Genomic DNA, 13639 nt, shown 5'->3' on the forward strand with positions numbered 1-13639 from the left:
CCGCCCCGATAGGGCGGTTTTTGCAATTTGATCAATGGGCCAGAAAGACCGGCACTTCGGATTGTTCCAACATGTTCCGAGTCGCACCGCCCAGAATGGCCTCGCGAAAGCGCGAGTGCCCGTAGGCGCCCATTACGATCATGTCGGCCTCGGTATCGGCGGCGTGACGATTAAGAATATCCGAAACGCGTGTCATGGTTTTGCTCAGCACATCAATCTCGCATTTCACACCGTGCCGCGCCAACATTTGAGACAACAGCCCGCCAGGGTCCGAGCGATCGGGCCCATGACGTGGCGGGTCAATGACGACAATCCGTGTAAGCTCGGCCTGCTTCAGGAAGGGAAGGGCGCAGCGGATGGCGCGCATCGCTTCGATGCTTTCATTCCAGCCTACCATTATGGTTTTGGGTGAGGAGATTGGCTCAATTTCATCCGGTACCAGCAATACCGGGGCATGCCCTTCGAACATGGCGGCCTCAACAATCGGTTCGGCCTCGGCGTCGCGATCCTTTCCGTATGGGCGCGGCAATATCACAAGATCCGAAAAACGGGCGCGGCGGGCGACGTGTCGGCCAATATCGGCAATCTGTGCTACCCCATTTTCAGCCGACCAACGCACCCCCGATTTGCCAAGATAGTCCTGAGCAAATTTGAGGATTTCATCCGCCTCGGCATTTGCGCGACTCAGGGTTTCCTGCAGGATCAGTGCATTGGCCCCGGCGTAGTAATACCCGGTCTGACTGCGGTCGACCCCAAGGCACAGCGCTTCGGCGTGGGCGTCTTGCCCGTCGGCCAAGGCGACCATCTGTGCCAGAGCCGTTTGGGAAATCTTGGTTTCTGTCATGACCGTAAGCAGGGATTTGTATGCCATGTCGACCTCATTATTCCGGCGCTCCTTAATGCGGAACGTGTGTTTGTCTCTGGAAAATACCTCTCACAGAAAACAGGGGGTTGTCTTGACACAGATCAAAGCAGCAGAATTGGCATCACTGCATTACGACACGCAGTCAAAAGGGTTCCGTGTGGCATGAAGAATCGCGCGGGGCATGGCAAAGGGACGCAATATGTCAAATTACATCAAGCTGATCGTGCTTGGGCTGGTTGTGCTGTTCGCAGCCATTGGGTCCAATTATGCACGGGATTTGGCGTATCAGGTGCACGCAATTCTGGTGATGATCATCGCTGCTGGATTGTTCATTTGGACGCTTAGAAACACCGATGAGCCAGATATTCTTGTAGATCGCTCGGCGGAATATATGGATGGCGTGATCCGCTATGGCGTGATCGCAACTGCCTTTTGGGGTGTGGTCGGGTTCCTTGCGGGGACTTTCATTGCGTTCCAGCTGGCCTTTCCGTCGCTGAACTTCGAATGGGCGCAAGGGTATATGAACTTTGGACGTTTGCGGCCATTACACACGTCGGCGGTTATCTTCGCCTTTGGTGGTAACGCGCTGATCGCAACCTCGTTCTATGTCGTACAGCGCACAAGTGCCGCACGTCTGTGGGGCGGAAACCTGGCCTGGTTCGTGTTCTGGGGCTATCAGCTGTTTATCGTTCTGGCCGCAACCGGTTACTTGCTGGGTGGAACCCAGTCGAAAGAATACGCCGAGCCTGAATGGTATGTCGACCTATGGCTGACCGTTGTCTGGGTTGCTTATCTGGCTGTCTATCTGGGCACAATCATCAAACGGAAAGAACCCCACATCTACGTGGCCAACTGGTTCTATCTGGCATTCATCGTGACCGTCGCCATGCTGCATCTGGTCAATAACATGACCATTCCAGTCAGCATCTGGGGTTCGAAATCGGTCATCGTCTGGTCAGGTGTCCAAGACGCCATGATCCAATGGTGGTATGGCCACAACGCCGTGGGCTTCTTCCTGACCGCAGGCTTCCTGGGCATGATGTACTACTTCATCCCGAAACAAGCCGAGCGTCCGGTGTTCAGCTACAAACTGTCGATCATCCACTTCTGGGCGCTGATCTTCCTGTATATCTGGGCCGGTCCGCACCACCTGCACTATACCGCGCTGCCGGATTGGGCCTCGACGCTGGGCATGGTTTTCTCGGTGATCCTGTGGATGCCTTCGTGGGGTGGTATGATCAACGGTCTGATGACCCTGTCGGGCGCATGGGACAAGCTGCGCACAGACCCTGTGATCCGGATGATGGTCATCTCAGTCGGCTTCTACGGCATGTCCACTTTCGAAGGTCCGATGATGTCGATCCGCGCTGTGAACAGCCTGTCTCATTACACCGACTGGACTATTGGTCACGTGCACTCGGGTGCGCTGGGCTGGAACGGAATGATCACCTTCGGTGCGCTGTACTATCTGGTGCCTGTCCTGTGGAAACGGGACCGCCTGTATTCGCTGCAGATGGTCAGCTGGCATTTCTGGCTCGCCACAATCGGTATCGTGCTCTACGCCGCGTCGATGTGGGTCACTGGTATCATGGAAGGCCTGATGTGGCGTGAAGTGGATGCCAACGGCTTCCTGGTGAATTCGTTTGCTGACACCGTGGCTGCCAAGTTCCCAATGTACGTCGTACGTGGTTTGGGTGGGGTGATGTTCCTCGCTGGCTCGCTGATCATGTGCTACAACCTGTGGATGACTGTGCGGAAGGCACCGGCCAAAGAGGCCAGCCTGACCGTCGCGGTCCCGGCTGAATAAGGAGGGCCGGAGCAATGGCAATTCTCGACAAACACAAGATCCTCGAGACCAACGCGACTCTCCTGCTGATTTTCAGCTTCCTGGTCGTTACTATCGGTGGCATCGTTCAAATCGCGCCTCTGTTCTATCTTGAGAACACCATCGAGAAGGTGGAGGGCATGCGCCCTTACACTCCTCTGGAACTGGCGGGGCGTGACATCTACATCCGAGAAGGATGCTATGTCTGCCACAGCCAAATGATCCGCCCGATGCGGGACGAGGTCGAACGCTATGGCCACTATTCTCTGGCGGCCGAGTCGATGTATGACCATCCGTTCCAGTGGGGATCGAAGCGTACCGGACCTGATCTGGCACGCGTCGGCGGCCGATACTCGGATCAATGGCAAGTTGATCACCTGCGTGATCCGCAATCGGTGGTCCCGGAATCGGTGATGCCCAAGTATGGTTATCTCGAGCGTCGCAAGATCGACGGTAAGTACATCGGTGATGTCATGGCCGCGAACGCAATGGTCGGCACGCCTTACACTGAAGAGATGCTGGAGAACGCGCTGGCAGACTTCCGTGCTCAGGCGGATCCGGACAGCGACTACGACGGTCTTTTGGAGCGCTATGGTGACAAGGTGAACGTGCGCAACTTTGATGGTCAGCCCGAACTGACGGAAACTGACGCGTTGGTCGCCTATCTGCAGATGCTGGGTACATTGGTCGACTTCTCGACGTTTACGCCAGATGCAAGCCGCTAAGGAGGGATAAGATGGAAGAATACACTCTCCTAAGGCAGTTTGCGGATAGCTGGATGCTGCTGCTGCTGTTTACGTTCTTTCTGGGCATCGTGATCTGGGTTTTCCGCCCCGGTGCCAGCAAGGAATACAAGGACACGGCCAATATCCCGTTCCGACATGTGGATGCCCCTGCCCCTCAGCAAGACAAACCCGCCACATCCAAGGAGGCGCGGCAATGAGCAAAACACCTGAAAAACAGCCGGGCGATCCGAATACCACAGGTCACAGCTGGGACGGTATCGAAGAGTTCGACAACCCGATGCCGCGTTGGTGGCTGTGGACGTTCTATGCGACCATTCTCTGGGGCGTGATCTATACGATCATGTATCCAGCGTGGCCTCTGGTTCAATCGGCAACCGCCGGTGTATTGGGCTGGTCTTCGCGCGAGCTGGTGCAGCAAGAAATGGTCGCTTTTGAAGAAGCGAACGCGCCGTGGAATGCCAAGCTGGTGGAGACACCGCTGGAACAGATTTCGGCGGATGCAGAGCTTCAGCAATACGCTGTGAACTCTGGCGGTGCCGTGTTCCGGACCTGGTGCGCGCAGTGCCATGGCTCTGGTGCGCAAGGCGCGCCGGGCTTCCCGAACCTGCTGGATGACGCCTGGCTGTGGGGTGGTACGCTCGAAGATATCGAGTACACCATCGCCCATGGTATCCGGAACGAAGAAAGCGACGATGCGCGCTATTCTGAGATGCCGGCCTTTGGTGAGATCCTCGAGCAAGACGAGATCACTCAGGTAGTCCAATACGTCATGTCTCTGACAAATGCGCAGACCGACGATGCGGCGGCGCAGGCGGGCAAGGTTGTGTTCGAGGACAACTGTGCATCGTGCCACGGCGAGGATGGCAAAGGCGACGTCACACAAGGTGCACCAAACCTGACGGATGCGATCTGGCTTTATGGTGGCAGTGAAGAGGCTCTGACTGAAACGGTCACCTACAGCCGCTTTGGTGTGATGCCCCCATGGGAAAATCGTTTGACTGACGCGCAAATCCGCGCCGTTACGTCCTACGTCCACCAATTGGGTGGTGGTCAGTAGAGGCTAAAAGAACACCTCCGGGCGGTATTCCGCCCGAAGGCTGAGGCACCGGCTGTTCAATCTGTTCGCGCGTTTCCAGAACAGCCGGTGCCGATTTTCCAAACAATAGGGCCGCGTCAGGCTGCGGTCTAGTGTGGGGATCTAAGACGCCATCAGAGGTTGTTCAGATCCACCCCGCGCGGGCTTTCTCTCCACCAATGACTCTCGGGCAGCCACCGGCGCTTACGGAGACCCGGCTTAGGAGCCTCTCGAATGTGCGGAGCGTCGATGCGGGTCGCATTCATGAAAGATCGGGCAAATACAGTCAGCATGGCTTGCCTCCTATGTGGCGTTGTTTCTGCCGAATAGATTGACCTTTGATGCCGAAAATGCGACTCAATAACCTTTCCAACATGTAAGTATGGATTACATATGGATTGGCTCAAACTTCCTCCACTCGCCGCGCTGCGCGCTTTTGCTGCCTTTGCTGAGAAGCGTAATGTTGTCGAAGCCGGGGCCGCGCTGAACGTCAGTCATGCCGCCATTAGCCAGCAGTTGCGCGTGCTGGAAAAGTATCTTGGCGCAGCCCTGTTGGATCGCAGCGGCAAAGCCTTGACGCTGACAGCGGACGGAGAGCATCTGGCCCGCGCCTTGCAACTTGGCTTTGGTGCGATCGAGGCTGCGGTCGGCGATCTGGCCAGATCCGGCCTGGATCGCCCAGTTCATGTATCACTGACATCCTCTTTCGCGGCCTCATGGCTGATGCCACGCCTTCCGGTGTTTCGCGAATCCCACCCCGAGGTGAATCTGATCCTCGACCCGTCCGCCGAAGTGGTTGATTTGCGCCCAGGCGGAGTGGACATTGCGATCCGCTACGGCCCCGGAGGTTGGTCGGGGGTACATTCAGAAATGCTGTTGCAATCGCCGGTGGTGATTGTCGCCGCGCCGAAACTTCTGGGGGGCAAGACGTCATTGACCCCGTCGGAGCTGGCGCAGCTGCCGTGGTTGGAAGAGGTTGGCACCACCGAGGCAACGTCTTGGCTTGCCGAGCACGGCGTTGGTCCAGAACGCGGTGCAGGTCGGACTCAGCTGCCTGGCAATCTGGTTCTGGATGGTTTGCGCGCCGGGCAGGGGGTCACGGTGACCGTGCGACATTTCGTCGAGCAAGACATCAAAGCTGGGCGCATTGTGGAGCTCTACGCTGAGCCCGATGCGCGCGGATACCATATTGTGACGGCAAATTCGGCACTTAGGCCTGCTGTCAGAACTTTTGCCGGCTGGCTTAGACGTCAAGCTCGTGAAACGTGATAAAAGGTATCTGTACGATGCGCGTTTTGACCCATGTCAAAGTCCCTATGCTTGTGATCTGGAAGAACGCACACTCAGAAGAGCCAGTCCCGGAGCCAGCCTGTGAGCGATTCCAACCCGACCCCCAGCCTTTACGCCGCCAGAGAACCAATTTTCCCAAGACGGGTATCCGGTCCATTCCGGAACCTTAAGTGGATCATTATGGCGGTGACACTGGGCATCTACTATGTAACGCCGTGGATCAGATGGGATCGAGGGCCAAGCCTTCCTGATCAGGCTGTGTTGCTCGATCTGGCGAACCGACGTTTTTATTTCTTCTGGATCGAAATCTGGCCGCACGAATTCTATTTCGTTGCCGGGCTTTTGATTATGGCGGGATTGGGGTTGTTTCTTTTTACCTCAGCGTTGGGCCGGGTTTGGTGCGGATATGCTTGCCCTCAGACTGTGTGGACCGACCTCTATATTCTTGTTGAACGCTGGATCGAAGGCGACCGCAATGCGCGTCTGCGCCTGCATCGCCAAAAGAAGCTGGATTTCCGCAAAGCGCGTCTTCGACTGACCAAATGGTTAGTTTGGTTCTTTATCGGGCTGGCAACCGGCGGCGCGTGGGTTTTCTATTTTGCGGATGCCCCAACACTGGCGCGTGATTTGGTCACCGGCAATGCGCATCCCGTCGCTTACACGACAATGCTGATCCTGACTGGTACAACCTTCTTCTTTGGAGGCTTCGCGCGCGAACAAATCTGCATCTATGCCTGCCCATGGCCGCGCATTCAGGCCGCGATGATGGACGAGGATACCCTGGTCGTCGGCTACCGTGAATGGCGGGGTGAACCGCGTGGCAAGGGCAAACGCTCCGCTGACAGCGAGCTGGGCGATTGCATCGATTGTATGGCTTGCGTCAATGTCTGTCCGGTAGGGATCGATATCCGCGACGGTCAGCAGCTGGAATGCATCACCTGCGCTCTTTGCATTGATGCCTGCGACGACATGATGGCCAAGATCGGCAAGCCACGTGGCCTGATCGATTACATGGCGCTGAGTGACGAAACGCGTGAACGCGAAGGTCATCCGCCCAAGAATGTGTGGAAACACATCCTGCGTCCGCGCACGATCCTTTATACCTCTTTGTGGTCGCTGGTTGGTTTCGCCTTGCTCTTCGCCCTGTTCATCCGGTCGGATATCGACCTGACTGTGGCTCCGGTACGGAACCCGACTTTCGTAACCCTTTCCGATGGTACGATCCGCAATACCTATGACGTACGCCTGCGTAACAAGCATGGCGAGGAACGGGCCTTTAAACTGTCGCTTGCCGGTGATCCGTCGCTGCAGGTCGAAATCGAGGGCGTCGAAGGTGACACTGTAAATGTCACGGCAGATACGGCACAATTGACGCGCGTTTATATTACAGCAGCGAAAGACACCGGGCCCGCAGCGGTTGACAGCACATCAGTTCGCATCTGGGTCGAAGATCTGGAAAGTGGTGAGCGCGCATACAAAGACACCACGTTCAATGGGCGAGGAAACTGACAATGGCAGAGCGTCAATTCACTGGCAAACACGCACTGGCGGTATTTGTCGCGGCCTTTGGCGTGATCATCGCGGTGAACCTCGTGCTGGCCTACAGCGCGGTAAAGACGTTCCCGGGGTTGGAAGTAAAGAACTCCTATGTTGCCAGCCAGGAGTTCAACGAACGCTTGCAGGAACAGCAGGCGCTGGGCTGGGATATCAAGGCTGAGTTGGTCGGTGGATTGCTGGTATTGCGCATCACCGATCAGACTGGTTCACCGGTTGAGGTGGCTGAATTGCAGGCCGTCGTCGGGCGCGCCACCCACGTGAAAGATGACTTCTCACCTGACTTCACCTTTGACGGCATCACCTATGCCGCCCCAGCTGCGCTGGGTAAAGGTAACTGGAACATTCGCCTTGTGGCAAAAGCGAAAGACGGTGCCGAGTTTGCGCAACGCGTGCCGCTTTATGTGAAGGGTTAGAGGGATGACAGCGCAAGTTACCCCAGCTCGGGCAGCTTGTCCCGGTTGTGTCGCGACCGCGGCGGAACCGGCCCGGCTAATCCCCGAGGACGTGCAAATCGCGCTGTCGCTGCCGGGTATCCATTGCTCGGCCTGTATCTCCACTGTCGAGCGCGAGTTGAATGCTCATCCCGGTGTGGAGGGTGCGAGGGTCAATCTGACGCTGAAACGCGCGATGATCAAAGCGAAACCCGATACACGTGCGGCTGATCTGATACCAGTGCTGGAACGTGCCGGTTTTGAAGCACACGAACTGGATCCGGGTGCCCTGTCGGCCACGCAATCGGATAAGGCTGGGCGCGATCTTCTGATGCGGCTCGCGGTTGCGGGATTTGCCTCGATGAACGTGATGCTGTTGTCGGTTTCGGTCTGGTCTGGTGCCACCGACGCGACACGCGACATGTTCCACTGGATATCGGCAGCGATTGCCTTGCCTGCGATTGCATTTTCGGCCCAACCTTTCTTTGCCAACGCCTGGAGCGCGCTGCGCGTGCGCCGGTTGAATATGGATGTGCCGATTGTTTTGGCGATCCTGCTGGCGCTGGTCACCTCGCTTTGGGAAACTGCACTCAGCGGTGAACACGCCTATTTTGATGCGGCCTTGACGCTGACATTCTTCCTGCTGGCGGGCCGGTATCTTGATTATCGCACGCGCGCCGCTGCGCGATCGGCTGCCGAAGAGCTTACAGCGCTGGAAGTCCCCCGCGCCATTCGTCTGGTGGATGGTTCAGAACAGGAGGTCGCCGTCGCTAACCTGCGCGTGGGTGATCTGATCTTGGTTCGTCCCGGCGGGCGTATGCCGGTGGATGGCGAAATTACCTCTGGCCGGTCCGAGCTGGACCGATCGCTGCTGACCGGGGAAACGCTTCCTATCTTTGCCGAAGCCGGGCTGCGTGTCAGCGCTGGCGAGGTCAACCTGACCGGCCCTTTGACCATCCGTGCGACCGCGGTCGGCGAGGATACCTCGCTGCACCGTATGGCCGATCTGGTTGCCATCGCAGAGTCGGGCCGGTCACGCTATACCTCGCTGGCGGACAAGGCGGCCAAGCTTTACGCGCCGGGGGTGCACATCCTTTCGGCGCTCAGCTTTTTAGGATGGTATATCTATTCCGGCGATATTCGCACCGCGCTGAACATCGCAGCGGCGGTTTTGATCATCACGTGCCCCTGCGCATTGGGGCTGGCGGTGCCAGCAGTAACCACAGCGGCCTCGGGCCGGTTATTTCGGAACGGGATGCTGATCAAACACGCCACCGCCCTTGAACGCCTTGCCGAGGTGGACACGGTGGTGTTCGACAAGACCGGCACGCTTACTTCAGGGACGCCCGAGCTGACCAATCTCGGCGATCATTCCCGCGCTGATCTGGAAGTCGCGCTGGCATTGGCTGAGGCCTCTTCCCATCCGCTGTCGATTGCTCTTGCAAAGGCGGCGCGTGGGGTCGGGATAAAGCCTGCGATATTGCGTGATGTGGTTGAGGTGCCGGGCTATGGCACCGAAGGCATGTATCAGGAACAGCGCGTCCGGCTGGGTCGTGCAGCCTGGGTCGGAGGCAAAGATTGTGAGCAGACCGCAGCTTGGCTGGCCATAGGGTCGCAAACCCCGTTGCGCTTTACATTCACGGATAGCCTGCGCGCGGGTGCCGCCGAAGCCATCGCCGCGTTTCGGAAGGCGGGAAAAGACGTCATCCTGATATCCGGCGACACGCACCCCGCAGTTCAGGCCTTGGCTGACAAGCTTGGCATCCAGAACTGGATCGCACAGGCCTTGCCTCAGGACAAAGCCGCCAAGGTGCAGGACCTGAGCGATCAGGGTCGGCACGTTCTGATGGTCGGCGATGGGCTGAACGATACGGCCGCACTGGCGGCAGCGCATGTATCCATCTCTCCTGCCAGCGCCTTGGATGCCGCACGGGTGGCGTCGGATATCGTGCTGCTGGGCAACGATCTGTCTCCGATTGCCGAGGCCTGCGAAACTGCTGTCAAGGCGACGCGCCGGATTCGCGAGAACTTCCGCATTGCCACTGTCTATAACGTGATCGCTGTCCCGCTGGCCGTCGCCGGATTGGCAACCCCTCTGATCGCAGCCTTGGCGATGTCGACCTCGTCGATTACGGTGTCACTGAACGCCTTGCGGCTGAGGTAACCCCGATGGAAGTGCTTGCTTATCTGATCCCGATTTCGCTGCTTTTGGGCGCAGTTGGTCTTATCGCCTTTATCTACACCGTGCGCTCGAACCAGTATGAAGATCCCGAAGGTGATGCGCGCCGCATCCTCAGCGACGAATGGGATGACAAGCCCAAGCCCTGACGCGGTGCCAACAGCCCTTGAAATTGCCGCAATGCCCGGCTATGTCCGGCCCATCCGCAAGCAGAGAGATTGTAGCCTCATGGCAACCACAAACCCGATCCAGTTCATTCAGCAGGTCCGAGCCGAAGTTGCAAAGGTCGTCTGGCCGACCCGTCGCGAGGTGCTGTTGACCACGGTCATGGTGTTCATCATGGCAGCGCTGACTGCTGTGTTTTTTGCACTGGTCGATCTGGGCATTCGTGGTGGTCTGCAACTGGTCCTGGGCGCGTTCAGCTAAGCCCGTTCGGGGCGGGTGGAAACGCCATTGCCCCTTGCACAGCGCGCCGTGTCAGAGTAGGTGACACGGAACTATTCGGAATGGGCGTGCGGCGATTCGAGCTGCGCGCCGCTTTTTATTCCGGGTGACGTGATAGAATTTCAATGACGGTGCTTCGCCTGGTTCGAACGCGCCAAAGGCAAACAAGGACGACAGGTTCATGGCGAAACGGTGGTACTCGGTCAGCGTTCTTTCGAATTTCGAAAAGAAGATCGCAGAGCAGATCCGCACGTCGGTGGCTGAACAGGGCCTTGAGGACGATATCGACGAAGTTCTGGTGCCCACCGAAGAGGTGATCGAAGTGCGCCGGGGCAAGAAGGTCACCACCGAACGCCGGTTCATGCCCGGCTACGTTTTGGTGCATATGGAAATGTCGGATCAGGGCTATCATCTGGTCAACTCGATCAACCGTGTCACTGGATTCCTGGGCCCGCAGGGCCGCCCGATGCCGATGCGCGATGCCGAGGTGAACCAGATCCTCAACCGCGTTCAGGAAGGTGAAGAAGCGCCCAAGCTGATGATCACCTTCGAGGTTGGCGAGAAGGTCAAGGTCAACGACGGCCCGTTCGAGGATTTCGACGGTATGGTCGAAGGTGTGGACGACGAAGCCCAAAAGCTGAAAGTCTCGGTCTCGATCTTTGGCCGCGAGACCCCGGTCGAGCTGGATTTTACACAGGTTACCAAGCAGAGCTGATTGGTTTCTTTGAACCACCGGATGGGGTGCCTTATAGGCACCCTTTTTTGCGTTTACGGGCCACTCAACTGCCAAACGGTTTGATCTTCGCCAAACCCCTTGAGTGATACGGTCCCGACCGGTTCGCAGAGTTTCGGCAAAAACGCTGCGGCGGTTTCGGATAGGACGTGATCGCAATTCAGTTCTGTCGCCGCCGACACAAGTCTGGCTGTCAAGTTGACATCGGGGCCGATGGCCGTGAAGTCCAGCCGATCACCGCCACCTATATTGCCATAGTGGAAACGACCGTGATGGATTGCAGTCCGTACGCCAAGCTTGTGCTGGAAATCGGCATTGGTCAGCGACGCCAAACCCTCGCGGACTGCTGTAATGGCGGCTGTGATCTGTGTGCTCGGAGTAAGGTCCGAGTTGGTTGGGAAGATGGCAAAAAAGCCGTCGCCCATGAATTTCAGAATCTCTCCTCCCTGATCCATTACTGAAGGAACAAGGCAGTCAAAGCTGTCATTCAGCAGCCTAACCAGTGCATCGCCGGATACAGAATTTGAAAGATGTGTGAATCCCTTGAGGTCTGCAAACAGTATAACGGCGTCGATTGTGTTACCATCACCGCGATGCACCTTGCCATCCAGTATCTGCGCGCCGCTGTTACGTCCAACATAGGTCGACAGCAGGTAAGTCGCGTCGAGCCGAAGCATATAGGTCTCGGTCAGGCGCGCGAGCGGACCGCGAACCCGGTTCAGGACTGCCAGATCTCGATCTGAAAACCCACCGGGTGTAGCACTTGACCAAGTGCAGACATGAGTATCGCCATTGAGATAGATCAGCGGCTGCGCCAGGTAGTCCGTGAATCCCTGCTCGCGCAGTTCGCTGACGATAATGTAGTCCTGAGGGCAGTTTGGATCTTCCAGATGGCGACGGATGGATTGCTGACGCTCGATCACGTGCGGCAAGGGGTTATCGGTATAAATAGCGGTAGTAAACAGTTGTGACGGCGCATCGACCCTGTCGACGCCAGCGCCCGCTTTCCACAGGAAACGCCGGCCCATCAGATTGGGGTGTAGCGTCCAAATGAACAAACCGAACCGATCAATGGCCACATCAGCGTCCAGCAGACGCGTGCAGATACCTTCAATAATCTCGACCGCATTTCCAGCCGGTCGGGCTCCGTCAACCATCCACTCGATCAGAGCATCAACCTTGTTCTGTTGCTGGTTCGCTTCGGATGCTGGGGGCAACATAAGCCTCTCGCGATAGAATGCTGGGTCAGGTTCGTTCCGCGTTAGATAAAATTGTGGCGGTCTTAGTCCGAGACCGCAAGTAGCACGCGAAGATAGTGCTGCGACTAATGGAATAGACTATCAGGGACTGGTACGTGATCGAACGGGTCTCAAAATCGATCTTTGGCCAAATAACCCAAACATATTGGGATCTCCGTAGGCTGCCGCGCCTGTTCGGACTCTGCCTGAGAAAATCAAAAGCGGTGCCCGAGGGCGCCACCTGTTTCTGCTATCGGTTCAGCCATTCGTTCAGACTGGCAAAAAAGGCATCCTGCTCTTCTATGAATGGGTAATGGGCAGATTTTTCGAAAACCACGACTGTGGCGTTGGGCATCAATGCGCCAATTTTTTCGGCCCCAGGACCGGGAGGCGTAATGCCATCATGCTGACCAGCCATGGCAAGAGTAGGCACAGTCACATCAGGCAGTTTATCCAGCATGTTGAATGTGCCCAGAAGAGGGCCAGCGGCATTCCAGGCCTGATATTCATAGACGGTTCGATCATCCAGATCCGCGCCAGTATCTTCAGGATATTGCTTGAAGTAGAGCTTGACGACTTCACCCCAGGTAGACCGCCAATCATCATTGTCGGCCATGGGCTGGCTGAACAACTTCCCAAAAGCCGCCATTTGCTCGTCTGGCCCGGAAATCGTTGGCGCATAGTCAAACGCGGGGACCGTATCGATCAATACAAGCCCCTCCAGCCGATCCGCATTTTGAGTGGCAAAGTCCTGGGCAATAAAACCGCCGTAGGAATGGCCGATCAGCGTGAATTTTTCATGCCCCAGGTGATCCATCAGCCCGGCGGCATCTGATACCAGGCGGTCAAAGGTCATTTCAGAATATTCGTCGGGTCTGCCCGAGCGACCATTGCCAAAATGGTCATAGTAAATAACCGTATGCGTATCGGACAATGTATCGAAATAGGGTCTCAGGTAATCATGGCTCAGGCCGAGACCGCCATGCATCATCAGAATTGGCGGCCCGTCTCCGACGGTTTCATAATACATATCAGACCCATTGATCTCGGCGGTTTCTCCGTGCGCGGTGCCGACCGACGCTGCCAGCACGGCAATTGCCATTGCTCTGCCTGTCGTATTCATCATTGATTTCCTCTTTTTAGGCGGTTGTCGGTTCAGCACTTTGGATGGACAATCGATAGCACAATATTCCACAAAAAACGCTTGGCTATTTGAAAAACGGGTGAATGTATCAAAACTCCGCCCCAATGTATTC

Annotated in this window: 15 protein-coding genes; 11 read left to right on the forward strand and 4 right to left on the reverse strand. The window is 56.9% G+C overall.

The genetic code is table 11. The features are described 5' to 3' along the window. Positions 1-31 precede the first annotated feature (31 nt). Positions 32-871, reverse strand: coding sequence for a universal stress protein (locus G7G_RS0109810; protein ID WP_010440955.1), 840 nt, complete (start codon positions 869-871; stop codon positions 32-34). 193 nt (positions 872-1064) lie between these two features. On the opposite strand from G7G_RS0109810, the gene ccoN reads away from it, so the two are divergent. The 4 genes from ccoN to ccoP are packed head-to-tail and all read left to right on the forward strand — an operon-like array spanning position 1065 to position 4493. After that, entirely contained in the window at positions 1065-2672 is a 1608-nt protein-coding gene (gene ccoN / locus G7G_RS0109815) for a cytochrome-c oxidase, cbb3-type subunit I (protein ID WP_010440957.1), read from the forward strand. 14 nt (positions 2673-2686) lie between these two features. Continuing rightward, the gene (gene ccoO, locus G7G_RS0109820) at positions 2687-3415 is read left to right on the forward strand and encodes a cytochrome-c oxidase, cbb3-type subunit II (protein WP_010440960.1); all 729 of its coding nucleotides are present in this window, start codon (positions 2687-2689) and stop codon (positions 3413-3415) included. Positions 3416-3426: 11 nt separating this feature from the next. Beyond that, complete coding sequence (locus tag G7G_RS0109825) at positions 3427-3633, forward strand: CcoQ/FixQ family Cbb3-type cytochrome c oxidase assembly chaperone (RefSeq protein ID WP_010440962.1); 207 nt, start codon at positions 3427-3429, stop codon at positions 3631-3633. Next, entirely contained in the window at positions 3630-4493 is an 864-nt protein-coding gene (ccoP, locus tag G7G_RS0109830) for a cytochrome-c oxidase, cbb3-type subunit III (protein WP_010440964.1), read from the forward strand. Before G7G_RS0109825 ends, ccoP begins: the two co-directional genes overlap by 4 nt. 152 nt (positions 4494-4645) lie before the next feature. Here the strand turns inward: ccoP and G7G_RS24380 are convergent, their stop codons facing one another. Further along, a complete protein-coding gene (locus tag G7G_RS24380; protein ID WP_158005269.1) occupies positions 4646-4804 on the reverse strand; it encodes a hypothetical protein in 159 nt (52 codons plus the stop codon). A 100-nt stretch (positions 4805-4904) separates the two neighbouring features. Here G7G_RS24380 and G7G_RS0109835 point away from each other — a divergent pair, with 100 nt between their 5' ends. The 7 genes from G7G_RS0109835 to nusG all read left to right on the forward strand — a co-directional run bounded on the left by G7G_RS0109835 (position 4905) and on the right by nusG (position 11127). Then, positions 4905-5780, forward strand: a complete 876-nt coding sequence (locus G7G_RS0109835) for a LysR family transcriptional regulator (RefSeq protein WP_010440966.1) — start codon at positions 4905-4907, stop codon at positions 5778-5780. Positions 5781-5882: 102 nt separating this feature from the next. Further along, complete coding sequence (ccoG, locus tag G7G_RS0109840; protein ID WP_037321191.1) at positions 5883-7310, forward strand: cytochrome c oxidase accessory protein CcoG; 1428 nt, start codon at positions 5883-5885, stop codon at positions 7308-7310. Positions 7311-7312: 2 nt separating this feature from the next. Then, positions 7313-7771, forward strand: coding sequence for a FixH family protein (locus G7G_RS0109845; RefSeq protein ID WP_010440969.1), 459 nt, complete (start codon positions 7313-7315; stop codon positions 7769-7771). A gap of 4 nt (positions 7772-7775) precedes the next feature. Next, positions 7776-9953 carry a heavy metal translocating P-type ATPase gene (locus G7G_RS0109850; RefSeq protein WP_010440971.1) on the forward strand — a complete coding sequence of 726 codons (2178 nt, stop codon included), beginning with the start codon at positions 7776-7778 and terminating at the stop codon, positions 9951-9953. 5 nt (positions 9954-9958) lie between these two features. Continuing rightward, complete coding sequence (gene ccoS / locus G7G_RS0109855) at positions 9959-10117, forward strand: cbb3-type cytochrome oxidase assembly protein CcoS (RefSeq protein ID WP_010440972.1); 159 nt, start codon at positions 9959-9961, stop codon at positions 10115-10117. A 79-nt stretch (positions 10118-10196) separates the two neighbouring features. Beyond that, positions 10197-10394, forward strand: coding sequence for a preprotein translocase subunit SecE (gene secE / locus G7G_RS0109860; RefSeq protein ID WP_010440974.1), 198 nt, complete (start codon positions 10197-10199; stop codon positions 10392-10394). Between the two features lie 199 nt (positions 10395-10593). After that, entirely contained in the window at positions 10594-11127 is a 534-nt protein-coding gene (gene nusG / locus G7G_RS0109865) for a transcription termination/antitermination protein NusG (RefSeq protein ID WP_010440977.1), read from the forward strand. A 53-nt stretch (positions 11128-11180) separates the two neighbouring features. Here the strand turns inward: nusG and G7G_RS22895 are convergent, their stop codons facing one another. Both G7G_RS22895 and G7G_RS0109875 read right to left on the reverse strand, forming a co-directional pair. Beyond that, positions 11181-12365, reverse strand: coding sequence for an adenylate/guanylate cyclase domain-containing protein (locus G7G_RS22895; protein WP_010440979.1), 1185 nt, complete (start codon positions 12363-12365; stop codon positions 11181-11183). Positions 12366-12633: 268 nt separating this feature from the next. Then, entirely contained in the window at positions 12634-13506 is an 873-nt protein-coding gene (locus tag G7G_RS0109875; protein ID WP_238528782.1) for an alpha/beta fold hydrolase, read from the reverse strand. Between the last annotated feature and the right edge of the window lie 133 nt (positions 13507-13639).

Source organism: Ruegeria conchae (assembly GCF_000192475.1).
In the GTDB taxonomy this organism is placed as follows: domain Bacteria; phylum Pseudomonadota; class Alphaproteobacteria; order Rhodobacterales; family Rhodobacteraceae; genus Ruegeria; species Ruegeria conchae.